Annotated in this window: 24 protein-coding genes and 1 riboswitch; of the genes, 15 read left to right on the top strand and 9 right to left on the bottom strand. The window is 71.3% G+C overall.

Annotation, left to right across the window (positions count from 1 at the left end; translation table 11 throughout):
• Positions 1–25: 25 nt before the first annotated feature.
• Positions 26–784, bottom strand: coding sequence for an SDR family NAD(P)-dependent oxidoreductase (locus Q9R08_RS15110; RefSeq protein ID WP_308868934.1), 759 nt, complete (start codon positions 782–784; stop codon positions 26–28).
• Positions 781–1,641, bottom strand: coding sequence for a fumarylacetoacetate hydrolase family protein (locus Q9R08_RS15105; protein ID WP_308868933.1), 861 nt, complete (start codon positions 1,639–1,641; stop codon positions 781–783). Before Q9R08_RS15105 ends, Q9R08_RS15110 begins: the two co-directional genes overlap by 4 nt.
• A gap of 135 nt (positions 1,642–1,776) precedes the next feature.
• Here Q9R08_RS15105 and Q9R08_RS15100 point away from each other — a divergent pair, with 135 nt between their 5' ends.
• From Q9R08_RS15100 to Q9R08_RS15090, 3 genes are read left to right on the top strand one after another with little or no spacing between them, the layout of a single operon-like run.
• A complete protein-coding gene (locus Q9R08_RS15100) occupies positions 1,777–3,072 on the top strand; it encodes an enolase C-terminal domain-like protein (RefSeq protein ID WP_308868932.1) in 1,296 nt (431 codons plus the stop codon).
• Positions 3,059–4,036: an aldo/keto reductase gene (locus Q9R08_RS15095; protein ID WP_308868931.1), complete on the top strand. Its 978-nt coding sequence runs from the start codon at positions 3,059–3,061 to the stop codon at positions 4,034–4,036. Before Q9R08_RS15100 ends, Q9R08_RS15095 begins: the two co-directional genes overlap by 14 nt.
• Before the next feature lie 13 nt (positions 4,037–4,049).
• Positions 4,050–4,466, top strand: a complete 417-nt coding sequence (locus tag Q9R08_RS15090) for an RbsD/FucU family protein (RefSeq protein WP_308868930.1) — start codon at positions 4,050–4,052, stop codon at positions 4,464–4,466.
• Between the two features lie 13 nt (positions 4,467–4,479).
• Here Q9R08_RS15090 and Q9R08_RS15085 read toward each other — a convergent pair whose 3' ends face one another.
• Positions 4,480–6,204: a D-alanyl-D-alanine carboxypeptidase family protein gene (locus Q9R08_RS15085; protein WP_308868929.1), complete on the bottom strand. Its 1,725-nt coding sequence runs from the start codon at positions 6,202–6,204 to the stop codon at positions 4,480–4,482.
• A 37-nt stretch (positions 6,205–6,241) separates the two neighbouring features.
• A riboswitch (TPP riboswitch) is annotated at positions 6,242–6,353 on the top strand.
• Between Q9R08_RS15085 and Q9R08_RS15080 the strand changes: the two genes are divergently transcribed.
• The 3 genes from Q9R08_RS15080 to Q9R08_RS15070 all read left to right on the top strand — a co-directional run bounded on the left by Q9R08_RS15080 (position 6,344) and on the right by Q9R08_RS15070 (position 9,314).
• Positions 6,344–6,988, top strand: a complete 645-nt coding sequence (locus tag Q9R08_RS15080; RefSeq protein ID WP_308868928.1) for an ECF transporter S component — start codon at positions 6,344–6,346, stop codon at positions 6,986–6,988. Its footprint overlaps the riboswitch before it by 10 nt.
• Positions 6,989–6,990: 2 nt before the next feature.
• A complete protein-coding gene (locus Q9R08_RS15075; RefSeq protein WP_308868927.1) occupies positions 6,991–8,511 on the top strand; it encodes an ABC transporter ATP-binding protein in 1,521 nt (506 codons plus the stop codon).
• The gene (locus Q9R08_RS15070; RefSeq protein WP_308868926.1) at positions 8,508–9,314 is read left to right on the top strand and encodes an energy-coupling factor transporter transmembrane component T family protein; all 807 of its coding nucleotides are present in this window, start codon (positions 8,508–8,510) and stop codon (positions 9,312–9,314) included. Before Q9R08_RS15075 ends, Q9R08_RS15070 begins: the two co-directional genes overlap by 4 nt.
• A 17-nt stretch (positions 9,315–9,331) precedes the next feature.
• On the opposite strand, the gene Q9R08_RS15065 is transcribed toward Q9R08_RS15070, so the two are convergent.
• From Q9R08_RS15065 to Q9R08_RS15055, 3 genes are read right to left on the bottom strand one after another with little or no spacing between them, the layout of a single operon-like run.
• Positions 9,332–9,838: an SRPBCC domain-containing protein gene (locus Q9R08_RS15065; RefSeq protein WP_308868925.1), complete on the bottom strand. Its 507-nt coding sequence runs from the start codon at positions 9,836–9,838 to the stop codon at positions 9,332–9,334.
• A complete protein-coding gene (locus Q9R08_RS15060) occupies positions 9,835–10,560 on the bottom strand; it encodes an aminoglycoside 3'-phosphotransferase (RefSeq protein WP_308868924.1) in 726 nt (241 codons plus the stop codon). Before Q9R08_RS15060 ends, Q9R08_RS15065 begins: the two co-directional genes overlap by 4 nt.
• Positions 10,561–10,593: 33 nt before the next feature.
• A complete protein-coding gene (locus Q9R08_RS15055) occupies positions 10,594–10,944 on the bottom strand; it encodes a DUF488 domain-containing protein (protein WP_308868923.1) in 351 nt (116 codons plus the stop codon).
• Between the two features lie 56 nt (positions 10,945–11,000).
• Here Q9R08_RS15055 and Q9R08_RS15050 point away from each other — a divergent pair, with 56 nt between their 5' ends.
• The 5 genes from Q9R08_RS15050 (at position 11,001) to Q9R08_RS15030 (ending at position 14,466) form a co-directional block, all read left to right on the top strand.
• Positions 11,001–11,516 carry a hypothetical protein gene (locus Q9R08_RS15050; protein WP_308868922.1) on the top strand — a complete coding sequence of 172 codons (516 nt, stop codon included), beginning with the start codon at positions 11,001–11,003 and terminating at the stop codon, positions 11,514–11,516.
• A gap of 116 nt (positions 11,517–11,632) precedes the next feature.
• Entirely contained in the window at positions 11,633–12,394 is a 762-nt protein-coding gene (locus Q9R08_RS15045) for an SDR family NAD(P)-dependent oxidoreductase (protein ID WP_308868921.1), read from the top strand.
• A gap of 14 nt (positions 12,395–12,408) precedes the next feature.
• Complete coding sequence (locus tag Q9R08_RS15040; RefSeq protein WP_308868920.1) at positions 12,409–13,185, top strand: enoyl-CoA hydratase/isomerase family protein; 777 nt, start codon at positions 12,409–12,411, stop codon at positions 13,183–13,185.
• A gap of 17 nt (positions 13,186–13,202) precedes the next feature.
• Complete coding sequence (locus Q9R08_RS15035; protein ID WP_308868919.1) at positions 13,203–14,042, top strand: SDR family oxidoreductase; 840 nt, start codon at positions 13,203–13,205, stop codon at positions 14,040–14,042.
• A gap of 43 nt (positions 14,043–14,085) precedes the next feature.
• A complete protein-coding gene (locus Q9R08_RS15030; RefSeq protein ID WP_308868918.1) occupies positions 14,086–14,466 on the top strand; it encodes a VOC family protein in 381 nt (126 codons plus the stop codon).
• 39 nt (positions 14,467–14,505) lie between these two features.
• Here the strand turns inward: Q9R08_RS15030 and Q9R08_RS15025 are convergent, their stop codons facing one another.
• From Q9R08_RS15025 to Q9R08_RS15015, 3 genes are read right to left on the bottom strand one after another with little or no spacing between them, the layout of a single operon-like run.
• Positions 14,506–15,396: a Cof-type HAD-IIB family hydrolase gene (locus Q9R08_RS15025; RefSeq protein WP_308868917.1), complete on the bottom strand. Its 891-nt coding sequence runs from the start codon at positions 15,394–15,396 to the stop codon at positions 14,506–14,508.
• Positions 15,396–16,034 carry a LysE family translocator gene (locus tag Q9R08_RS15020; protein ID WP_308868916.1) on the bottom strand — a complete coding sequence of 213 codons (639 nt, stop codon included), beginning with the start codon at positions 16,032–16,034 and terminating at the stop codon, positions 15,396–15,398. Before Q9R08_RS15020 ends, Q9R08_RS15025 begins: the two co-directional genes overlap by 1 nt.
• Before the next feature lie 9 nt (positions 16,035–16,043).
• Positions 16,044–16,478 (bottom strand): GNAT family N-acetyltransferase, encoded by a 435-nt coding sequence (locus tag Q9R08_RS15015; RefSeq protein ID WP_308869108.1) that lies wholly within the window; start codon positions 16,476–16,478, stop codon positions 16,044–16,046.
• A 157-nt stretch (positions 16,479–16,635) separates the two neighbouring features.
• Between Q9R08_RS15015 and rlmN the strand changes: the two genes are divergently transcribed.
• The 4 genes from rlmN to Q9R08_RS14995 all read left to right on the top strand — a co-directional run bounded on the left by rlmN (position 16,636) and on the right by Q9R08_RS14995 (position 23,762).
• Positions 16,636–17,877 (top strand): dual-specificity RNA methyltransferase RlmN, encoded by a 1,242-nt coding sequence (gene rlmN / locus Q9R08_RS15010; protein ID WP_308868915.1) that lies wholly within the window; start codon positions 16,636–16,638, stop codon positions 17,875–17,877.
• Between the two features lie 66 nt (positions 17,878–17,943).
• A complete protein-coding gene (locus tag Q9R08_RS15005) occupies positions 17,944–19,587 on the top strand; it encodes a DUF4407 domain-containing protein (protein ID WP_308868914.1) in 1,644 nt (547 codons plus the stop codon).
• Positions 19,588–19,884: 297 nt separating this feature from the next.
• A complete protein-coding gene (locus Q9R08_RS15000; RefSeq protein WP_308869107.1) occupies positions 19,885–21,618 on the top strand; it encodes an ABC transporter ATP-binding protein in 1,734 nt (577 codons plus the stop codon).
• Positions 21,615–23,762 carry an ABC transporter ATP-binding protein gene (locus Q9R08_RS14995; protein ID WP_308868913.1) on the top strand — a complete coding sequence of 716 codons (2,148 nt, stop codon included), beginning with the start codon at positions 21,615–21,617 and terminating at the stop codon, positions 23,760–23,762. Before Q9R08_RS15000 ends, Q9R08_RS14995 begins: the two co-directional genes overlap by 4 nt.
• Positions 23,763–23,785 lie beyond the last annotated feature (23 nt).

Genomic DNA, 23,785 nt, shown 5'->3' with positions numbered 1-23,785 from the left:
GCCGCGGACCTGCCCGGCACGCTCCTCAGGAGCCGGCGGGGCGGAGGCGCAGGGGCGACATCCCGCCGTCCACCTCGATGTAGGTGCCCGTGGTCGAGCCCGCGCGGGGGCTGACGAGGTAGAGCACGGCGCCGGCGACCTCGTCGGCCGACACCAGGCGGCCGTGCGGCTGCCGAGCCTCGAGCGCGGCGCGCTCAGCCGCGGGGTCGGGCGCGCTGGCGAGCAGGCGGCCGATCCACGGGGTGTCGGCCGTGCCCGGGTTGACGGCGTTCACGCGGATGCCCTCGCGCAGGTGGTCGGCGGCCATCGCCCTTGTGAGCGACAGCACAGCCCCCTTCGACGCGCTGTACAGCGCGCGCTGCGGGAGCCCCGCGGTGGCGGCGATCGACGACGTGTTGCAGATCGCCGCCGCGGGCGACTGCCGCAGCCACGGCAGCGCGGCCGCGCTCACACGCGCGATGCCGGTGACGTTGACCGAGAGGACGCGCGCCCACTCGTCGTCGTCGTTGGCGGCGATGTCGCCCTGCGCACCGATGCCGGCGTTGTTGACGAGGATGTCGATGCGGCCGAAGCGCTCGGCCACCGCGGCGATCGCGTCCTCGACGCCGGCGCGGTCCGACACGTCGGCGGCGAACGCAGCGAACCTCGGGTCGGCGCCGGAGGTGTCACGGTCGAGCACGGCGACCTCGGCACCCTCGTCGGCCAGGGCACTCGCGATCGCGGCGCCGATGCCCGAGGCGCCCCCGGTCACGACGGCGACCAATCCGTCCAGCTGTCCGCTCATCGTGCTGCCTCCCACGCCACGAACTCCTGGCGCTGCGCGCCCAGGCCCTCGATCTCGATGTCGACGACGTCGCCCGCGGTGAGATACGGGAACTTGCCGCCGAAGGCCACGCCCTGCGGGGTTCCGGTGAGGATGAGATCGCCGGGCTCGAGCGTCACGAACTGCGAGAGGTGGTGCACGATCGTGCGCACGTCGAAGATCATGTCGCTCGTGTTCGAGTCCTGACGGGGCTCGCCGTTGACGAAGCTCTTCAGATCGAGGTTCTGCGCGTCGACCTCGTCGGGGGTGACCAGCCAGGGTCCGGTGGGGTTGAAGCCGGGGGCGATCTTGCCCTTCGACCACTGCCCGCCCGAGACCTCCATCTGGAAGGTGCGCTCCGAGACGTCGTTGGCCACGACGTAGCCGGCGATGTGCGCGTCGACCTCGTCGATGCTGTCGAGGTACGCCGTCCGGCGCCCGATCACGACGCCGAGCTCGACCTCCCAGTCGGTCTTCTCGCTTCCCCGCGGGATCGTCACGGCGTCGTTCGGCCCGACCACGGTGTTCGGGGTCTTCAGGAAGATGATCGGAACAGTCGGCGGCTCGGCGCCGGATTCCCGCGCGTGCGCGGCGTAGTTCTGTCCGATGCAGATGACCGCGCTCGGACGCGCGATCGGGGCGCCGATGCGGAGTGCGTCGGCTCCCGGCAGCTCGGGGAGGAGCCCTGCGGCGATCGCGGCGGACGTGCGGCCGACGGGATCGTCGGCGAGGAAACTGCCGTCGACATCGGATGTGAGCGGGCGCAGATCGAGGCGACGATCGCCGTCGAGGACGACGGGGATCTCGCTACCGGACTCGCCGAGGCGCGCGAACTTCATTGCTCTCCTGGATTCTCCGTGCGGGGCGGCGTCGGTGCCGTCGCGGCCCGCGGGGCGTGATTGACAGTATAGACATCGGATGTTTACACTGCGAGCGGTTCGACTTCCGGACCGCGAACTGCAGGAGACCGCCCCGTGAGCCGCATCGTCGCCTTCGAGACGACAGACATCCGATTCCCCACCTCGCTCAGCCTGGACGGCTCCGACGCGATGAATCCCGATCCCGACTACTCCGCCGCCTACCTGCGGATCGTGACAGACGGCGCCGACGGCATCGACGGGCACGCCTTCGTGTTCACGATCGGCCGCGGCAACGACGTGCAGGTCGCGGCCCTCGACGCGCTCGCCGGGCACCTGGTGGGCCGCGAGGTGGAGCCGCTCCTCGACGACATGGGGGCGACGAACCGCGAGCTCATCGGCGACTCGCAGCTGCGCTGGCTCGGCCCCGAGAAGGGCGTCATGCACATGGCGATCGGCGCGGCCGTGAACGCGCTGTGGGACATCAAGGCCAAGCGCGCCGGGCTCCCGCTCTGGCAGCTGCTCTCGCGCATGAGCCCCGAGGAGCTCGTCGCCCTCGTCGACTTCCGCTACCTCACCAACGCCCTGACGCCTGAGGATGCTCTCCAGATCCTCCGCGACGCCGAACCGGGCCGAGCCGTCAGGGAGCAGGAGCTCCTCGCCACGGGCTTCCCGGCCTACACGACGAGCCCCGGCTGGCTCGGATACTCGGACGAGAAGCTCGCGCGGCTGTGCCGCGAGGCGATCGCCGACGGCTTCGGCCAGATCAAGCTCAAGGTGGGCGCCGACCTCGACGACGACATCCGCCGCCTCCGTGTCGCCCGCGAGGTGTGCGGGCCCGACTTCCCGATCGCCATCGACGCGAACCAGCGCTGGGAGGTGTCGGAGGCGATCGCGTGGGTGAACGCACTCGCCGACTTCGGCATCGCCTGGATCGAGGAGCCGACGAGCCCCGACGATGTGCTGGGCCACGCCGAGATCGCCCGGGGCGTCGCTCCGGTGCGCGTGGCGACGGGCGAGCATGCGCAGAACCGCGTCATCTTCAAGCAGCTGCTGCAGGCCGATGCCATCGCGGTCATGCAGATCGACGCCGCGCGCGTCGGCGGCGTCAACGAGAACATCGCGAACCTGCTGCTCGCGGCGAAGTTCGGTGTGCCGGTGTGCCCGCACGCCGGTGGCGTCGGCCTCTGCGAGGCGGTGCAGCACCTGTCGATGTTCGACTTCGTGGCCGTCAGCGGCAGCCGCGAGGGCCGAATGATCGAGTACGTCGACCACCTGCACGAGCACTTCGTCGTGCCGACCGACGTCCAGGGCGGCGCCTACCGCGCCCCGCTCGCGCCGGGTATCGGCATGGAGATGAAGGCGGCCAGCCGTGCGGCATACGAGTTCGGGAGCACGGATGCCGCGGCCTGACCGGACCGGCGTCGAGACTCCCGCGCTGACGCGCCTCGGCTACGGCGCCGCGAACGTCGGGAACCTCTTCCGCGAGCTCACCGACGATCAGGCGTGGGCCATCCTCGACGCGGCCTGGGAGAGCGGCATCCGCTACTTCGACACCGCCCCGCACTACGGCCTCGGTCTCTCGGAGCGCCGGCTCGGGGCGTTCCTGCGGACGAAGCCTCGCGATGAGTTCGTGATCTCGACGAAGGCCGGGCGGCTGCTGCGCCCCAACCCGGACGACGACGGCGGATTGGACCTCGCCGCCGACTTCCACGTGCGCACGACGCTGCGCCGCGAATGGGACTTCTCGGAGGCCGGCATCCGAGCGAGCCTCGACGAGTCTCTCGATCGACTCGGGATCGATCGCGTCGACATCCTCTACCTGCACGACCCCGAGCGCCACGACCTCGACCTCGCGCTGCGGGAGGCCTTTCCGGCCCTCGAGCGGCTCCGCGCGGAGGGCGCCGTCGACGCGGTCGGCATCGGCTCGATGACCGCCGACGCGCTCGCCGCGGCCGTGCGCGGCGCCGACCTCGACCTCATCATGGTCGCCGGGCGCTACACGCTGCTCGAGCAGCCGGCCGCCGACGACGTGCTGCCGGCGTGCCACGAGCGCCGGACCGGCGTGGTCGCGGCATCAGTCTTCAACTCCGGCCTGCTGGCGAAGGACGAGCCCTCCCGCGACGACCGCTATGAGTACGGACGGATGCCGGAGCCGCTGTGGGCGCACCTGCAGCGCATCGTCGCGGTCTGCCGCGCGCACGACGTGCCGCTGCCTGCCGCGGCGGTGCAGTTCGCGCTGCGGGATCCGGCCGTGCGCTCGGTCGTCGTGGGCGGGAGCCGCCCCGAGCAGCTGCGGCGCAACGCCGAGCTGATGGCGGTCGACATCCCCGTGGGACTGTGGGACGATCTGGCCGCCGAAGGCCTCATCCGCTGACGAAGGGAACCCCATGCTCGAGGGCATCCACCCGCTGCTGACGGGGGAGCTGCTGCTCCACCTCGACCGGATGGGCCACTCCGATGCCGTCGTGATCGCCGACGCCCACTTTCCGGCGTGGGCGATCGGCGCGCGCGTCGTGGACCTGCCCGGAACGACCACGCCCGAGGTGGTGGCCGCCGTGCGCACGGTGCTGCCGCTCGACGATGCGCCCGCGCTCGACCTCATGGCGTCGGCTGACGGCGAAGCGCTCGACGTGCAGCGAGAGCTCGCCGCCGCGGCCGGCACCGATGCGCCGCGCTTCATCGACCGGTTCGAGTACTACGAGCAGGCGAAGCGCGCGTACCTCGTGGTCCGCACGGGCGAGACCCGCACGTACGGCAACGCGCTGCTGCGCAAGGGCGTCGTCGGGCACCCGTCCGCCGACTGAGCGGCGGACCGCGTCAGCCGTTGAGGCCGAACAGGTCCAGCGGGTGCGTCAGCCGCCACCACGGCGACGGGTCGGTGATGTCGGCGGCGAGCTGCAGGTCGACCGTGGTGTCGTCGAGCGGCCCGGCCACGCTGAGCGAGCCGACCACGTCGCCCGCCTCGCGGCTCTCGCCGAGGTGATACGTGGTGGCGACGGTGCCGCTGCCGCCGTTCCACAGGACCACCGACGCATCCCCCGAGGTGACGATGTCCACCTCGTCGCCCCACAGTGTCTCGACCTGTCCGGCCACCGTGTTCGCCGTCACCGAGGGCTTCAGTTGCAACTCGCTCTCGAGCTGCGCGTAGAGCGCGCGGGAGGCGGCCAGGCGGCTTTCGTCGTCGGGCTGTCCGAGCACCGACGCGTAGAGGCGCACCGTCGTGTCGCCGATCGTGACGTCCTTCGCCGACAGCAGGTTCCAGGCGTCGAGCGTCCCGGTCTTCAGGCCCACGACGCCCGGGTCGGCGAGCAGGCCGTTGGTGTTCTCGACGAGCCCGGCACCGGGCAGGTCGACGGACTGCTTCGCGACGATCTCGGCGATCACGGGGTTCGCGAGGGCCTTCTGCGCGAGCACCACGAGGGCCTCGGGGCTCGCGGTGTTGCGCGGGTCCATGCCCGTCGGCTCGTAGACGGTCACGCCGGAGACGCCGTGGCTGGAGAGCCACGACGAGGCCGCCGAGGCGAAGACGGCATCCGACGGCCAGATGCCCTGCGCGAGCCGGTCGGCGTAGTTGTTCGCGGATCCGATCAGCATGCCCTCGAGCATCTGATACTGGGTGAGCGAGCCGCCGGCGGGCACGTTCAGCGCCGACTCGCCGTTGCTGAGGTACTGCCAGTAGCGGGAGCGATCCGCCGAGGTGAACCGGTACTCGGGTCCCTGCTCGCCGAGCGCGAGCGGCATCTCCTCGAGGACCACCAGGGCGGTCACGAGCTTGGTGATGCTCGCGATGGAGTCGGCATCCGCCGTGGTGGCCAGCGACCCCGAGATGCCCCCGACCGCCTCGGCCGCGCTGCCCTGTGCGGGCCACGCCGGGGCCGCGGCGGGCGCCGCCACCGGCTGGACCTCCATGGCGGTGACCGTGGGCGCGACGGCGTGCAGCGGCCACAGCAGCGTCGTCCCCGCATACGCGCCGAGCACGGCCGCGATCGCGAGGGTGGGAACCACGACGCCGGCGCGCAGCGGCGAGCGCCGCGGTGCGTCGGAGAGCAGATCGGCGTCGACGGTGACGTACGGGGTGGTCGCGGCGGTCAGGTCGCCCGGAGCGGCGCCGAGGCCCATGGTCGTCTCGTCGACCCAGGAGAGTGCGGTGCGTCCGCTGCCCGCCGTCGGGCGGAGGTCGTCGGAGCGCGGGAGGTCGGCGAGCGTGTCGTGAGTGCCAGGATCCCAGGTGGCCACGGGGACCGACGGCTCGGGAAGGCGCCCGGGAATGACAGGCCCGGTCTGCGGCGCCGCGTCGAACAGGGCCATCGTGGGCGCCATCGCGGCCGGGCTGCCGGCGAGCGGCATGGTGGCGATCGTCGGAGCGACGGTGGGCACACCGACGGGGGTGGTGGTGCTCTCCGGGTGCACGACCTCGGTCTCGCCGGTGGCGACGGTGAGGATGCCGCCTTCCGGGGCGCCGCCCGACGGCGCGGTCGGCACGGCACCGGTCTGCGCCCGACGCGCGCGACGCGTGGGCACGGGGGTGTCGTCCGGAGTCACCCCCTCAAAATACCCGTCATCGCGGCGGTATACTCAACGCCATAACCACGGGAGTCCGGTGAGCCGGGCTGAGAGGAAGCGATCCACGCTTCGACCGTCGAACCTGATCCGGATCATGCCGGCGCAGGGAGGAGTTCACATGCACACGTCCGCGTCCGCATCCACCCCCGTTGCGGCCCCCTCTTCGAGCCCGCGCAGCCTGCGCTGGCGCGTCGTCGACATCGTCGTCGCCGCAGTGCTCGGCGTCGCCATCGGCCTCGTCTTCTGGGCCTGGAACACCGTCGGCTACGCCTGGTTCATCGCGATGGACGGCCTGACCCCCGGCCTCGGCGGCCTCGCCGTCGGCATCTGGCTGATCGGCGGCGTCATCGGCGGTCTCGTCATCCGCAAGCCCGGCGCAGCGCTCCTCGTCGAGGTGATCGCCGCGATCGTGTCGATGCTCATCGGCAACGTGTGGGGCGTGTCCACGCTGCTGTCGGGCCTGGTCCAGGGCCTCGGCGCCGAGCTGATCTTCGCCCTCTTCCTCTACCGCCGCTTCACTCTGCCCGTCGCGATGCTCGCCGGTGCGGGCGCCGCGGTCGGTGCCTGGGTGTTCGAGCTGTTCTACGGCAGCTCGCCCAACATCCTGAAGACGCTCGAGTTCAACGTGATCTACCTCGTCTCGCTCGTCGTCTCGGGCGCCGTGCTCGCCGGCGTCGTCGGCTGGCTCGCCGTCCGCGGACTCGCCGCCACCGGCGCGCTCAACCGCTTCGCGGCAGGACGCGAAGCGCGCCGCGAGGTCTGACGATGGCCTCGACCCGTCCGGCCCGTCTCACGGCGGACGGCTGGGGATGGCGCTACGCCGGCCGGCGCTTGCCCGCCGTCCGCGACGTGTCGTTCACGATCGAGCCGGGGGAGCGCGTGCTGCTGCTCGGCGCGTCGGGCGCGGGCAAGTCGACGCTGCTCGCCGGGATGGCGGGCCTGCTCGGCGGGGCCGACGAGGGCGACGAGACGGGCTCGCTGCTGATCGACGGCGAGCGGCCGGAGGCCCACCGCGGCCGCGTGGGGCTCGTGCTGCAGGATCCGGACTCGGGCGTCGTGCTGTCGAAGGTCGGCGACGACGTGGCCTTCGGCTGCGAGAACCTCGGGGTGCCGGCGGCCGAGATCCCCGCCCGTGTCGCCGAGGCGCTCGAAGCCGTCGGACTCGACGTCCCCCTCGCGCGGCCGACGAAGGCGCTGTCCGGCGGGCAGAAGCAGCGGCTCGCGCTCGCCGGCGTGCTGGCGATGCGACCGGGTGTGCTGCTCCTCGACGAGCCGACGGCGAATCTCGATCCCGAGGGCGTCCGCGAGGTGCGCACGAGCATCGAGCACGCCCTCGCCGAGACGGGGGCGACGCTCGTGGTGATCGAGCATCGCACGGCCGTCTGGGCCGACCTGATGGACCGCGTGCTCGTCGTCGGCGCCGACGGCGGGCTGCTCGCCGACGGCCCGCCGGCCGAGGTCTTCGCCCGCCACGGCGCGGCGCTCGCCGCCGCCGGCGTGTGGGTCCCGGGTCGCCCCGTCGACCTGCCGGTCCTTCCCGAGGCACCGCCCGGTGCTGCCCCGGCGGTGGCGGCATCCGCTCTCTCGATCTCGCGCGACCGGCGCACCGTCGTGCGTGCGGGGCTCGACCTCAGCGTTCCGCGCGGCGCGGCGACCGTGATCACCGGTCCCAACGGCGCCGGCAAGTCCACCCTCGCGCTGACGCTCGCAGGGCTCCTGCCCGAGGCGGCGGGTGAGGTCGTCGCGGCGCCTGAGCTCGCCGGGCGCTCGGGCCGCCGTCCCTCCCGCTGGACCTCGCGCGAGCTGCTGACCCGCATCGGCACCGTGTTCCAGGAGCCGGAGCACCAGTTCCTCGCCTCGACCGTGCGCGACGAGCTCGCGATCGGGCCGCGCTCACGCGGGGTTGCCGTGGACGCCGTCGACCTGATCGTCGACGAGCTGCTCGAGCGCCTGCACCTCGCGCCGCTCGCCGCCGCGAACCCGTTCACGCTGTCGGGGGGACAGAAGCGCCGGCTGTCGGTCGCGACGGTGCTGGCCGACGCGCCGCCCGTGATCGTGCTCGACGAGCCCACGTTCGGCCAGGACCGCCGCGGCTGGATCGAGCTCGTGCAGCTGCTGCAGTCCGAGATCGCCGCCGGCACGACCGTCGTCGCCGTCACGCACGACGAGGACGTGCTGCGCCACCTCGGCGGCCGCCGAATCGATCTCGGGTCTGCGGGGCCGACGGTCCCGCAGACCCCGTCCGCAGCGCCGGGGCGCTCGCGGCCGGTCGGGTCACGGTCGTGACCGCCGTCGACGCGCGCACCGGCGCGCATGACGTCGGCGCCGAGCGGGCGGCCTGGCTCGACGGGGTCAACCCGGTGACCAAGATCGTGCTCGCACTGCTGCTGTCGGTGCCGCTGCTCGCGTCGATCGACGTGACGAGCGCGCTCGTCGCCATCGCGCTGCAGCTCGCGTGCATCCCGCTGACGGGCCTCGGCGCCCTCACGGTGCTGAAGCGGATGCTGCCCGTCCTCGTCTTCGCGCCCGTCGCAGGCGTCAGCATGCTGCTGTACGCCGAGCCGGGCGGAACGGTCTACTGGTCGTTCTGGTACGCCACGATCAGCGACGACTCGATCGCCCTCGCCGTCGCGGTGTGCCTGCGCGTGCTCGCCCTCGCGCTGCCGACGATCCTGCTGTTCGGCCGCACCGACCCCACCGAGCTCGCCGACGCCCTCGCACAGGTCGCGAAGCTGCCGAGCCGCTTCGTGCTCGGGGTGCTCGCCGGCACGCGCACGCTGGGACTCTTCCTCGACGACTGGCGCAGCATGGGCCTCGCGCGTCGCGCGCGCGGCGTGGGCGACAGCGGCGCGGTCCGGCGCTTCTTCTCGATGGCGTTCGTGCTGCTCGTGTTCGCCGTGCGGCGCGGCACCAAGCTCGCGATGGCGATGGAGGCGCGCGGCTTCGGCTCCGGCATCCCGCGCACCTGGTCACGTCCCTCGCGGCTCCACCCCCGTGACGTGGTGGCGCTGCTCGGCGCCGCCGCGATCATGACCGTGGCGATCGCCGCAGCGGTCGTCGCCGGCACCTTCCGCTTCGTCTGGTCCTGATCGCGGCCGCCCGTCGCTCAGTCGGCGGCGACGAGCCGCTCGTAGGCGGGCTGCAGAGCGGGGAAGTAGTCGTCCCACGAGACCGTGCCGGCATCGAGGCCGGCCTGCGCGGCGACGAGCCGGTCGAGGTAGTACTCCCAGCCCGGACCGATCGAGCCGACATCCTCGCCGGGGTTCAGCCGCTGGCCGAACGTGAGGATCGTGTCGCCCGGCGCCTCCTCGGCGAGCTCGAACCACAGATGCCACGCGCCCCCGGCCGCCGACGTGTCACCGGCGAAGCGCCGCGGCCGGTCGCACTCGAGGATCGTGTACTCCTCGCCCGCGGCATCCTCGGCCTCGGCCGTCATGTAGAACGTGACGTGCCCGCTGGACGGGTCGCCGTCCCACCGGCCTATCCAACGCGCGAGCCGTGCCGACTCGGTGAGCTCGCGCCAGATCTCGTCGGCGGTCGCGCGGAAGCGCCGCAGGATGACGAGGTTCGGGTGGCCGTCGATCTTGCAGACGTTGCCGGTGATCTCGGTCATGTCGCGTTCCACAGCTCTCGGTAGTACGACAGGCGCTCACGGTCGGGCTCGACACCGTACGCCTCGATGAGGGCGTCCTCCCATCCCTCGCCATAGTTCCACGCCGTCGACATCGACGCCACGGCGATGTCGGCCCAGCGGTCGCCGACGCCGAGTGCGCCGAGGTCGACGTGTCCGCTCCAGCGGCCGTCGTCGCCGATGAGGGTGTTCGGGCAGCAGGCGTCGGCGTGGCAGACCACGAGCCGGTCGACGGGCGGCGGCTCGCGCAGGACATCGGGAATTCGGATGCCGCGCCCCTGCGCATTCGCGATGCGCGAGGGCACGCCCCAGTCGAAGGGGCACTCGGCCACCGGCAGCGCATCGTGCAGGGCGCGCAGTCCCTCGCCGACGGCGCGGACGGCGGTGGCGGCATCCGCGATCCACCGGGGATCGACCGCCGAACGCCCTGGCAGCGCGGCCGTCACGATCCACTCGTGGGTGCCGTCGGCGCCCTCGTCCAGCACCCGCGGCACGGCGATGTGCGGCGACGCCCAGCGCAGCCGCTCCGCCTCACCCGCGAACGACGACTCCGCGTTGCGCGGGCCGTGCTTGATGAAGCGCGCGTCGTCGGTGCGGAACGTCACACCGCCGTAGTCGTTGCGCCAGACCGGGGCGAGATTCGCGCCGCGCGCGAGCTCGCGCACCTTCTCCGGGACGGCGACGTCTTCGAGGGGGATCGACACCGTCCCATCCTGCCCGGTGCAGCACCGGGTGGGTCAGGACTCCAGGGCGTCGCGGAGGATCAGGGCGTGGTTGTGCGCCTCGTCGTTCACGGCGTGCAGCAGTGTCACGACCGGGTGCGCAGCCAGCTCTTCCCGCAGCGACGCGAGGGCCGTGCTCGTCGGACCGGCGAGCTCTGCCCGATAGGCGGCCTCGAAGTCGGGCCACGACAGGTCGTCGTGGTGGAAGGCCTTGCGCAGCTCGGTCGAGGGCGCGACCTCATTCGCCCACAGGTCGAGCGCGGCGCGCTCCTTCGAGAGCCCGCGCGGCCACAGCCGGTCGACCAGCACGCGGAAGCCGTCGCCCGGGGTCGGCTCGTCGTACACGCGCTTCAGCCGGATCTCCATGCGCCCATCCAACCCGCCTGCCGCGCCATGCGCCACCGGCGCGGTGGGATGGATGCATGCCCACCACGCGCGCCACTCGCCGCCGCGGACCACTCACGGCGCTCCAGGGGGCGGAGCCGGCGGTCGCGATCGGCGACACCACGGCGCGGCACGTGCGACTCACCCCCGACGGGCTCGCGCGGCACATCGGCGAGTCCCGGTCGCAGTTCGTGTCATGGGTGCAGGTGCACTCGCTCACGGTGGCTCCGCCGTCGACCTGGTGGCCGTACCCTGCGATCTCCGACATGGCGGCGGCGCTGCTCGGCGGTGTGGCCGGCGGTCTGGAGGTCGGCGAGGCGGCCGAGACGCCGACCTTCCTCGTCGTGATGACGACCCTCGATGGGCAGCGCCAGGAGTGGCGCGCCACTCAGCACTACCTCTCGGGCTACCGTCGCGGCGATGCGCAGGCGACGACGCGGCTGGTGGAGTATCTGACCGCCCGCGGCGAGGCGCGCCTGCTCCTCGCACGGCCTGCCGAACTGATCGACCGCATCTCGGCCGTCACGCGCATCGGTCCGCAGTTCGGGCCGTGAGGGCGGCGACCGCCCGTTAGCCTGGTCCCGTTGCACCGCCCGCGGCACCACGTGGGACTCAGTCCCGCGTATGCTGATACGCGGTTCCGCATCATCCGGACTTCGAAGGAGAATCCATGGACCTCACCGGTGCCTCCGCGCTCGTCACCGGCGGTGCGAGCGGCCTCGGCCTCGCCACGGCCCGTCGCCTCGCCGCAGCGGGCGCGGCCGTCACGATCGTCGACCTGCCGTCCTCCGCCGGCGCCGATGTCGCCGTAGAGCTCGGGGGAGCGTTCGCGCCGGCCGACGTCACGGATGCGGAGCAGGTGGCTGCCGCGGTCGCAACGGCCGCGGCATCCGGTCCCCTCCGCGTCGTCGTGAACTGCGCCGGCATCGCACCGCCCGCGAAGGTGCTCGACCGCGACGGCAACCCGTCGCCGCTGGAGGGCTTCGAGCGCATCGTGCGCGTCAACCTCATCGGCACCTACAACGTCATCGCGCAGGCCTCCGCCGCGATCGCCAAGACGGAGCCGACCGCCGACGGCGACCGCGGCGTCATCGTCAGCACGGCGAGCGTCGCGGCGTTCGACGGGCAGATCGGCCAGCCCGCGTACGCCGCGTCGAAGGGCGGCGTGCACGCGATGACGCTGCCGATCGCGCGCGAGCTCGCGCGCTACGGCATCCGCGTCGTGACGATCGCCCCCGGCATCATGGAGACCCCGATGCTCATGGGGCTGCCGCAGGCTGCGCAGGACTCGCTCGGCGAGCAGGTGCCCTACCCGCAGCGGCTCGGCAAGCCCGACGAGTACGCGCGGCTGGTGATGTCGATCGTCGACAACGACTACCTCAACGGCGAGACGATCCGCCTCGACGGCGCGATCCGGATGGCCCCGAAGTGAGTGCAGGAGACCCCATGAGCGACTCGATCCTCGTCGCGCGCGACGGCGCGCTCGCGCGCGTGACCTTCAACCGGCCTGCGTTCCTCAACGCGATGGGCTTCGAGATGGGCCGCCGCTGGCGCGACGTCGCCCACGAGATCACGTCCGACGACTCCGTCGGCGCGGTGATCCTGGATGCCGCGGGCCCGGCCTTCTGCGCCGGCGGCGACGTCCTCGAGATGGCGACGTCGGGCGCGTCAGGCCCCGACGTCACGGGCGCCGCGCAGACCATCCACGACGGCATCCGCAGGTTCGTCGAGTCCGACAAGCCCATCGTCGCGGCCGTGCAGGGCGCGGTGGCGGGCGGCGGGCTCGGGCTCATGCTCACCGCCGACTACATCGTCGCGTCGGAGCAGTCGAGGTTCGTGAGCAAGTACGCGAACATCGGACTGACACCCGACCTCGGCGTCTCGACGCTGCTCCCCGCGGCGGTCGGCCAGCGCCGTGCCCTCCAGCTGCTGCTGCAGGACCTCACGATCGACGCCGAGACGGCGCTCGACTGGGGCCTCGTCACCGAGGTGGTTCCCGCGGCCGACGTCGCCGCCCGCGCCGAGGCGGTCGCACGGTTCTGGCTCGACAACGCCACCGGCGCCTTCGGCCAGGCGAAGCGGCTCGTGCGCACGGGGGCGGGACGCTCGTTCGCCGAGAACCTCGACGACGAAGCCGCCTCGATCGGCGCCCGCTTCGACACGCAGGAGGCCCGTGCTCGCGTCGCGGCCTTCGCGGCGGCATCCGCCAAATCCCGTTCCTGACCCGAGGAGAACCCGACATGAGCGACAAGCCCCTGGCCGGCAAGACGATCCTGATGTCGGGCGGCAGCCGCGGCATCGGGCTCGCGATCGCGCTGCGCGCGGCGCGGGACGGCGCCAACATCGCGCTGCTCGCCAAGACCGACACGCCCCACCCCAAGCTCGAGGGCACGGTGCACTCGGCTGCCGAGCAGATCCGCGCCGCCGGCGGGAACGCGCTGCCGATCGTCGGCGATGTGCGCAACGACGACGACGTCACCGAGGCCGTGCTGAAGACGCAAGGCGAGTTCGACGGCATCGACATCGTGGTCAACAACGCCTCGGTGATCGACCTGTCGCGCTCCCTCGAGCTCGACGCCAAGAAGTACGACCTCATGCAGGACGTCAACGTCCGCGGCACGTTCATGCTCTCGCGCGCCGCGATCCCGATCCTGAAGGATGCCGAGAACCCGCACATCCTCTCCCTCTCTCCGCCGCTGAACCTCTCGCCGAAGTGGCTGGGCGGCCACACCGGCTACACGCTCGCGAAGTACGGCATGACGATGGCGACGCTGGGGCTCGCGGCGGAGTTCGCGTCGGCGGGGATCGCCGCCAACACGCTGTGGCCGCGCACCACCATCGCGACCGCGGCGGTGCAGTTCGCACTCGGCGGCGACCGGATGATGAAGGTGAGCCGCACGCCCGAGATCTACGCCGACGCCGCGTACGAGATCTTCACGCAGCCGGCTCGCGAGTACACCGGGCAGACGCTCATCGTCGAAGACGTGCTGGAAGCGGCCGGCGTGACCGACCTCTCGGGGTACGCGGCCGTCCCCGGAACCCCGGACTCGGCCCTGTTCCCCGACATCTTCCTGGACTGAGCGGTCCTTTCGAGACCCATCAGGGCGACGTAAGGTGGGCGCCATGGGGGTACGGAGCCTGTTCCCGATCCTGCTGGTGCGAGACCTGCCGGAGCTCGTGCGGTTCTACGAGAGCGCCCTCGACGCGACGGTGGCGTACCGGTTCGGCAGCGGCGACGAGGACGACTACGTGTCGCTGCAGGTCGGCGAGACGTCGCTGGGCATCGGACGCGACCCCGACGCCCTCCCGCCGTCGGTGGGCGACCGCGTCGCGCTGTGGTTCTACGTCGACGACGTGGATGCGACCTACGCGGCGTGGGTGCGTGCCGGCGGGCGGGCCGAGCAGGCGCCGGCCGACATGCCATGGGGCGAACGGGTGGCGCAGGTGCGCGACCCGGGCGGCACCCTCGTCAACCTCGGGATGGAAGCCCCCACGCAGCCGTGACACCGCGGCAGGGCCGCTTCGCGCGCCGCCGACGCCGGGTCAGATGAGGCCGAGCCGCCGGAAGGCGTTGGCGATGCCGTCGTCGAGGACGTCGGTCGTGACCATGTCGGCGAGTTCCTTGAGTTCGGGCTGCGCATTGCCCATCGCGACCGCGACGCCGCACACTTCGAACATCTCCACGTCGTTCCAGCTGTCGCCGACCGCGACGGCGTCCGCGGCATCCATCCCGAGGTGCTCGAGCAGCAGCTCGATCGCCGAACCCTTGGTCGTGCCGCGTTCGCTGATCTCGCCGTTCGAGCCGCCGGGCAGCGGCATGCTGCCCGGGACGATGAGGAACTCGTCGCCCAGGTCGGCGCGGAGTTCGTCGATGCCGTCCTCGTGGTCGCTGACGAACACGGCCTTGTCGATGCGGTCGAGGTCCGCGTCCTCCACGCCGGGGAACGTCCGCTGAGCGAGGCCGACCAGCGAGTCCTCGGGGCGCACCTCTCGACCCGCCCGCACACGGGCCTCGAGCGCGACGGCGTAGTCGCGCATCAGTTCGGCCATGTCGTCGCTCGCGTAGACGCCGTCACGGGTCTGCAGGAAGTAGCGGATGCCGCGGCTGCGCAGCGCCGTCAGCATCCGGTTCGTCGCCTCCGGCGACAGCGGGCGTTCGACGACCACCTGGCCGTCCGACGTCACGAGCGCGCCGGAGTTGGTGACCGCGCCGTCGAAGCCGATCTCGGCCACGACCGGATGGATGTCGGCGGCCGAACGTCCGGTGCTGAGGTACACGAGATGGCCGGCCGCGCGCGCCGCTCGCACGGCGTCCGGGGTCGAGGGGGAGATGTGCGAGCCGTGCTCGAGGATCGTCCCGTCGACGTCGAGGAAGATGATGCGCCGACCGGCCGAGCGCTGCGGTCCGGCATCCGAGGTGGTCGACGAGCCCATCAGTGCTTGTTCCCGGTGAAGAGCAGGATGCCGCCGAGGCCGATCATCAGGCCGCCGCCGGTGGCCGACAGCGTCGAGATGCGCTTCGGCGAGCGGCCGAACCAGGTGCGGGCGCCGGCCGCGACGAGTGCCCAGATGCCGTCGGAGATCAGTGCGATGACGAAGAAGACGAGGCCCAGTTCGACCATCTGAAGGGGCACCATGCCCGCGTCCAGGTCGACGAACTGCGGCAGGACGGCCACGAAGAACGCGATCGTCTTCGGGTTGGTCACGCCGACGACGAAGCCCTCGCCGAGCTGGCGCCAGGCGGACCGGGGCAGGACGCCGCCGTTCGCCTCGGCGGCGGCGCGGTGCCGGTGACGGATCGCCTGGACGCCGAGATACATGAGGTACAGCGCGCCGGCGACCTTGACGATCGTGAACAGCACGATGGACTGCGCCACGATGCCGCCGACGCCGAGCGCGACGAGGCCGATGACCGGCAGCAGGCCCAGCGCGTTGCCGAGAACGCTGAGGAGCCCGCCGATGCGCCCGAGGGCGAGCGCGCGCCCGATCGTGAACAGCACGCTCGGGCCCGGGATCACGATCAGGACGAGCGCGGCGAGCGTGAAGGCGAGAAGGTTCTCGAGCGGGACCACACGGCGAGCCTAGCCGCGACGCCCGTGGTCGAGCCGTTTGCGCAGGAACACCTGCTCGGTGCCGTCGTCGCCCGGCACGCGCTGCGTCTGCGCGTAACCGACGCGCTCGTAGAGGCGGAGGTTCGCCTCGCTCAGCGATCCGGTGAAGAGCTCGGCCTCGGAGGCGCCCCGCTCGGCGCCGCGCCGCTCGACGGCCTCGAGGAGTGCGCTGCCGATGCCCTCGCCCGCGCGGTCCGGTGCGATCGCGATGCGGCCGACGAGCAGCAGATCGCCGTCGACGCGCGCCCGCAGCGCCCCGACCATGCGGGCGCCGTCCAGGGCGACGACGCCGAGGTTCTCCTCCAGCTCGGACTGCACCTCCTCGAGCGTCTGCGTGAGCGGCGGCATGTCGGGGGTTCCGTAGATGAGGGCCTCCTGCACGAACGCGGCGCGCTGCAGCGTCATCACTTCGCCGGCATCGCCGGGCTCGATCGGCCGGATCGTCACGTCGCTGTTGTCGCTCACGCCCGACACGCTAGCCGGGTCGGCCGGCTGCCCGACGGGGGTTGCGGGATGCGCCGGCATCGGCATCCGTCCAGGCGCGTCCCCTACCCTGGATCTCATGACCGATTCGCCCGTGCGCGCCACGAAGCCCAGGCAGGTGCGTCCGGCGACCGAGGGATGGACCCAGAAGAAGGATGCCGAAGGCAGGCCGCTCCTGCAGTTCGCCAGCCCCAAGCGCGGCAAGCCGCCGGTGCACCTCGCCGACTTCACCCCCGAGCAGCGCGTCGAGAAGGTCAAGGAGCTCGGGCTTCCCGGCTTCCGGGCGAAGCAGCTAGAGAAGCACTACTTCCAGCACTGGACCCACAACCCCGCCGACATGACGGACCTCCCGGCCGAGGGCCGCGAGGAGTTCGTCCACGGCATGCTTCCGGCGCTCCTCACCGAGGTGCGGCGTCTCGAGACCGATCGCGGCGACACGATCAAGTTCCTGTGGAAGCTGCACGACGGCGCCCTCGTGGAGTCGGTGCTCATGCGCTACCCCGGACGCATCACGCTGTGCGTCTCGAGCCAGGCCGGCTGCGGCATGAACTGCCCGTTCTGCGCCACCGGGCAGGCCGGCCTCACCCGCAACATGTCGGCGGCCGAGATCGTCGAGCAGATCGTGCGCGCCAACCGCCTCATCGCCGACGGCGGGCTGGGCGGCAAGAAGAAGGACGACCACTCCGCCGAGCGGGTGTCGAACATCGTCTTCATGGGCATGGGCGAGCCGCTGGCGAACTACGCGCGGGTGATGCAGGCCGTGCGGGTCATGACCGACAAGCAGCACGGTCTCGGCATGAGCGCCCGCGGCATCACCGTGTCGACGGTCGGACTCGTGCCCGCGATCACGAAGCTCGCGAACGAGGACATCCCGGTGACCTTCGCGCTCTCGCTGCATGCGCCCGACGACAAGCTCCGCGACGAGCTGATCCCGGTCAACTCCCGCTGGAAGGTCGACGAGGCGCTCGACGCCGCCCGCGCCTACTTCGACAAGACCGGACGCCGCGTGTCGATCGAGTACGCGCTCATCAAGGACATGAACGATCACGGCTGGCGCGCCGACCTCCTCGCCGAGAAGCTCAACGCGCGCGGTCGCGGCTGGGTGCACGTCAACCCGATCCCGCTGAACCCGACCCCCGGCTCGATCTGGACGGCATCCGACGTGCCGGTGCAGAACGAGTTCGTCCGGCGCCTCAACGACGCCGGCATCCCGACGACCCTCCGCGACACCCGCGGCAAGGAGATCGACGGCGCCTGCGGGCAGCTGGTCGCCACCGAGGAAGACGAGGCGGTCGCGGCCGTCACCCCGCTCGAGGACTGAGCGCACCGGCTCCTCGCGCCGCCGAGACTCACCTGCCGCACAGGTTGGCCTGTCTAGGGTGTCCGGATGTCATTCTCCGCACACCGGCCGGGCAGGTTCGGCTCCGACGGCCGCATCGAGTTCGAGACGGACGGCGACCGGACAGAGGATCTGTACCTCGACGACGTGCGCGCCCAGCAGGCGGCAGGCGAGCCCGGTGACGCGCGTCTCGACGCCGACGGACCCGAGGACCCGTACCCGGTGACGCGCGATCTGCTCGAGGACGCGCTGGCGATGAACCCGACTCAGCCGGTCGCGGTGGTGGCGGACAGGGCTCCGGTGGCGGACCGAGTGGTGGATGCCGAGCCGGCGGCGACCGCGGAGAGCACCCCGATCGGGGAGTGGGGCGCCGCGGCGGAGCCCGAGCCGACCGCCGAGCCCGCCGTCGAGGCGCCCGACGCGGAGGCCGCGGCCGCGCGCGCGGGTCGCTCGGGTCGCTCCCAGCGCGCCGCGCATCGGCGTGAGCGCGGCGCGGGCTGGCGCCGGGTCGCGATCCTCGGTGGCGCGGACGGCTCGGTGCTCGACGAAGTGCCCACTGAGACACCGCGGTTCGTGCAGATGTTCTTCGTGCTCGCCGGCACCGCCCTGGTCTCGGCGATCTCGATGATGTTCGCGCTCACGACGGGCGTGCGGGTGGCGGCGTGGGTCGCCGTGCCGCTCGCGATGGTGTGGGCGCTCATCATCTTCAACCTCGACCGCTTCCTCACCTCGACCATGCGCTCGACGCGCAATGTCTGGCGCCTCATCGGGCTGGCGATCCCGCGCGTGATCATGGCCGCGATCATCGGCATCGTCGTCGCCGAGCCGCTCGTGCTGCAGGTGTTCCACAACGACATCGCGCGCGAGGTGACCGCGACGAATCTCGTGCAGGCGCAGTCCGATCAGGACGCCGTGACGTCCGGCCCCGAGAAGCAGGCTTTGGATGCCGCGAGCGAGCGGGTCTCCGCTCTCGAGAGCCAGGCGGCCAGCGGCGTGGTGGCAGGCGCCGACACGACTTCCGGCGCGACGGCGTCGGCGCAGGCGACCGTCGATGACCTGACTGCCAAGCTCGCCGCCCAGCAGACCGTGATCGACCAGGCCCGGGCCATCTACCAGTGCGAACTCACCGGCCAGGGCGCTGGCGAGGTCGCAGGCTGCAGCGGCGTCGCCGGCGAGGGAGCGAGCTCCGGCGCGGCTCAGGATCAGCTGGCGGCGGCCCAGTCGGCGTACGACGATCTGGCGGCCCAGCTGACCGCCGCGCAGTCCGACCTCGCTGCCGCGCAGGCGGCCGGCACGGCCGACGCGGGTGCCTCCGAAGCCCAGAACAAGAAGCAGGCGAAGGACGAGTTGCCCGCCGCTCGCGAGCAATACGACGCGGCGCTCGCCGCGTACAACGCACGTGCCGCCGAAGTCGCGGGTGGCAACGCCGGTGCGACCGGATTGCTGAGCCAGATCAGCGGCCTGGAGCGCCTGTCGCAGCGCGAGCCGACGCTGCTGTGGGCGCACGGGCTGATCGCCGCGCTGTTCTTCATGATCGAGCTGCTCCCGGTGCTCGTGAAGGTGCTGACCAGCTACGGCGATCCGACGCTGTACGAGAAGGCGGACGCGTTGCGCCGTCAGGTCGCCCTCGACCGCGTCACCGCCCGCAGCTGGCGGGAGCGCGCCGACATCGCGCAGGGCGGCCAGGCCTAGACCGAGGCATCCGCCTTCCCTGCGAGGAATCGCGAAAGGGTATGTTTCCGCAGTCGCACGCTGCCGAACATACCCTTTCGCGATTCTGGAGCGGCGGATGCGGGAGCTCGCATCACGCGATATATCGTGTTAGAGTGACCGGCGGGCGGCCCGGGAATGCCGTTCGAATACGCCGTTCGCCCTCCGTGAACGGGACTGCCGCGATGTCGGCGGCCCGTGCAATGGTGGGGTCGGCACACCATGACCACCGCATCAGGCGGTGATTCGTCGTGGCCTCGTCACGTCTGGGAGAAGTCCGTGCTCGCCAAACTCCTCGTCCGCTATCTCAAACCATCCGGCTGGCTGCTGCTCGGGGTGCTGCTGTTCCAGTCCGCCTCCGCGCTCGCCTCGCTCTACCTGCCGAGCCTCAATGCCGACATCATCGACAACGGCGTCGCCAAGGGCGACACCGAGTACATCTGGCGCACCGGCGCGGTGATGCTGACCGTGTCGCTCGCGCAGATCGTCGCCTCGATCATCGCCACGTACTTCGCGGCTCGCGCGGCGATGAAGCTCGGCCGTGACGTCCGCGACGACATCTTCGAGCGGGTGTCGGGATTCTCCGAGCGCGAGGTCACCGGCTTCGGCGCCGGCTCGCTGATCACCCGCAACACGAATGACGTGCAGCAGGTGCAGATGCTCGCGATGATGGCCGCCACCTTCCTCGTGACGGCGCCCCTGCTCGCCATCGGCGGCATCATCCTCGCCGTCGAGCAGGCCGCCAGCCTCGCCTGGATCATCGCCGTCGCCGTGCCCGTGCTGCTCGTCGTCGCCGGCATCGTGATCGCGCGGATGGTCCCGCTGTTCCGCAGCTACCAGGGCAAGCTCGACGGCGTGAACCGGGTGATGCGCGAGCAGCTCACCGGCATCCGCGTGATCCGTGCCTTCGTCCGCGAGCCCATCGAGGAGGAGCGCTTCCGCGCGGCCAACACCGAGATCATGGTCGTCGGTCGCAAGGTCGGCTCGCTCTTCGTGGTGCTGTTCCCGGCCGTCATGCTCATCCTGAACGTCACCGTCATCGGCGTGATCTGGTTCGGCGGCATGCAGGTCGACTCGGGCGAGATCCAGATCGGCACGCTGTTCGCCTTCATGCAGTACGCCATGATCATCCTGTCGGGCGTGATGATGGCGAGCTTCATGACGCTGATGATCCCGCGCGCCGCGGTGTCGGCAGAGCGCATCGGCGAGGTGCTCGACACCGCCTCGTCGCTCGAGCGGCCCGCGGACGCGCCCGCCGAGTTCCCCGCGCCGGGCACCGTCGAGTTCAAGGACGTCACCTTCACCTACCCGGGCGCCGAGCATCCCATCCTCTCGGGCATCAGCTTCCGCGCCGAGCCGGGTGAGACCGTCGCGGTCGTCGGCTCGACCGGTGCGGGCAAGACCACGCTGATCTCGATGATCCCCCGCCTGTTCGACGTGACCGACGGCGTTGTCGAGGTGGGCGGCCTGGATGTCCGTCGCGCTGACCTCGACGCGCTCTGGGCCACGATCGGGCTGGTGCCGCAGCGGCCGTTCCTGTTCTCGGGCACGATCGCGTCGAACCTGCGGTTCGGGCGTGAAGAGGCGACGGATGCCGAGCTCTGGCGTGCGCTCGAGATCGCCCAGGCGAGCGACTTCGTGAGCCAGATGGACGGCGGGCTCGACGCCCCGATCTCGCAGGGGGGAACAAACGTGTCGGGCGGTCAGCGTCAGCGCCTCGCCATCGCCCGGGCGATCGTCCACCAGCCGCGCGTGCTCGTCTTCGACGACTCCTTCTCGGCGCTTGATCTCACCACCGACGCGAGGCTGAGACAGGCGCTGTGGCGGGAGCTGCCGGACGTCACCAAGATCGTCGTCGCCCAGCGTGTCTCGACGATCACCGACGCCGACCGCATCATCGTCCTCGACGACGGCGGCATCGTCGGACTCGGCACGCACGAGCAGCTGCTCGAGACGAGCCAGACCTACCGTGAGATCGTCGAATCCCAGCTCGGAGCGGAGGTCGCCCGATGAGCGCCGACAACCAGTCCCACACCGACGAGTCCACCGCCGACAAGTCCACCAGCCGTCGTCGTGCGCGCGACGCCATCGCAGAGCTGAGCCCCGAGGAGAAGCTCGAGATCGAGCTGGGCGAGCAGGCGCGCATCTCGGCCGATGACTGGAGCGGCGCCGTCGCCCCGGGCAAGGCCGCGCACTTCGGTCCGTCCTTCCGCCGCCTCATCGGGCTGCTGCGCCCCAACGCCGTCGGCTTCATCTTCGTGTCGATCCTCGGCTCGATCGGCGTCGTGCTGGCGGTTCTCTCGCCGAAGGTGCTCGGCGAGGCGACCAACATCCTCTTCGAGGGCGTCGTGTCGTCGATGGCGCCGTCGGGCGCCACCCAGGAGCAGGTCGTCCAGGGTCTCGCCGACAGTGGCCAGCAGGACCTCGCCAACATGGTCGCGGCGATGGAGCACTTCGTCCCCGGCGCCGGCGTCGACTTCATGGCGCTGAGCCGTGTGCTGCTCATCGTGCTCGCGCTGTACTTCACGTCGTCGCTGCTCATGTGGGTGCAGGGCTACGTCATCAACGTCATCATGGTGCGCGTCATGTGGCGCCTCCGCGAAGACGTCGAGGCGAAGATCAACCGCCTGCCGCTGCGCTACTTCGACCGGGTGCAGCGCGGCGAGCTGATCTCGCGCGTCACGAACGACATCGACAACATCACGCAGATGATGCAGCAGTCGCTGTCGCAGGCGCTCACGAGCGTGCTCACCGTGATCGGCGTGCTGATCATGATGCTGACGATCTCGTGGCAGCTCACCCTCGTCGTGCTCGTGAGCTTCCCGCTCATGGCCGTGCTGTTCGGCGTCATCGGTCCCCGTTCGCAGAAGGCGTTCGGCATCCAGTGGCGCAAGGTCGGCCGCCTCAACGCGCGCGTCGAGGAGTCGTTCTCGGGTCACGCGCTCGTCAAGGTCTTCGGCCGCGAGCAGGCGTCCCGCGAGGCCTTCCGGGCCGAGAACGAGGAGCTGTACCAGGCGTCCTTCAAGGCGCAGTTCCTGTCGAACATCATGATGCCCGCGATGATGTTCATCGGGAACCTGACCTACGTCGGCATCGCTGTCTTCGGCGCGCTGATGGTGGCGAGCGGCCAGCTGCGCCTCGGCGACGTGCAGGCGTTCATCCAGTACTCGCAGCAGTTCACCCAGCCGCTGTCGGAGCTGGGCGGCATGGCCGCGGTCGTGCAGTCCGGCACGGCGTCGGCCGAGCGGGTGTTCGAGCTGCTCGACGAGAGCGAGCAGGAGCCCGACGCGCAGGACGCCCCGGCGCCTGTCGAGGGCGACGGCACGATCGAGTTCCAGGACGTCGCCTTCTCGTACACGCCCGAGCGGCCGCTGATCCACGACCTGTCGTTCCGGGTGGAGCCGGGCCAGACCGTCGCGATCGTCGGTCCGACCGGCGCCGGCAAGACGACGCTGGTGAACCTGCTCATGCGCTTCTACGAGCTCGACGGCGGCCGCATCCTCCTCAACGGGCAGGACATCGCGCAGCTCACGCGTCGCGACATCCGCGCCAAGACGGGAATGGTGCTGCAGGACCCGTGGCTGTTCGCCGGCACGATCCGCGAGAACATCCGCTACGGCCGCGCCGACGCGACCGACGACGAGATCCTCGCCGCCGCGCGGGCGACCTACGTCGATCGTTTCGTGCACTCCCTGCCGGACGGCTACGACACGCTCCTCGATGAGGATGCGTCGAACATCTCGGCCGGCGAGAAGCAGCTCATCACGATCGCCCGCGCGTTCGTGGCGCAGCCGTCGGTGCTGATCCTCGACGAGGCGACCAGCTCCGTCGACACCCGCACCGAGCTGCTGCTGCAGCACGCCATGGCGGCGCTGCGCGAAGGCCGGACGTCCTTCGTGATCGCACACCGCCTGTCGACCATCCGCGACGCCGACCTCATCCTCGTGATGGAGAACGGCGGGATCGTCGAGAAGGGCACGCACGACGAGCTCATCGTCGCCAAGGGCGCGTACTTCCGGCTCTACAACTCGCAGTTCGAGCAGGCGGCGACCGATCTCGACGAGGAGGCGCGCGCGCTCTCCGAGGCCGCCCACGGCGAGGCGTCGGCCGGGGCCGGCGATGACGCCGTCGAGGACGAGTCGGCCCGCGTGGTCTGACCGGCGCCTGACGACGGATGCCG

Source organism: Microbacterium psychrotolerans (assembly GCF_031085295.1).
Classification (GTDB): domain Bacteria; phylum Actinomycetota; class Actinomycetes; order Actinomycetales; family Microbacteriaceae; genus Microbacterium; species Microbacterium psychrotolerans.
The sequence above is the reverse complement of the archived record's forward strand: the minus strand, read 5'-3'. Positions and strand labels throughout refer to the sequence as shown.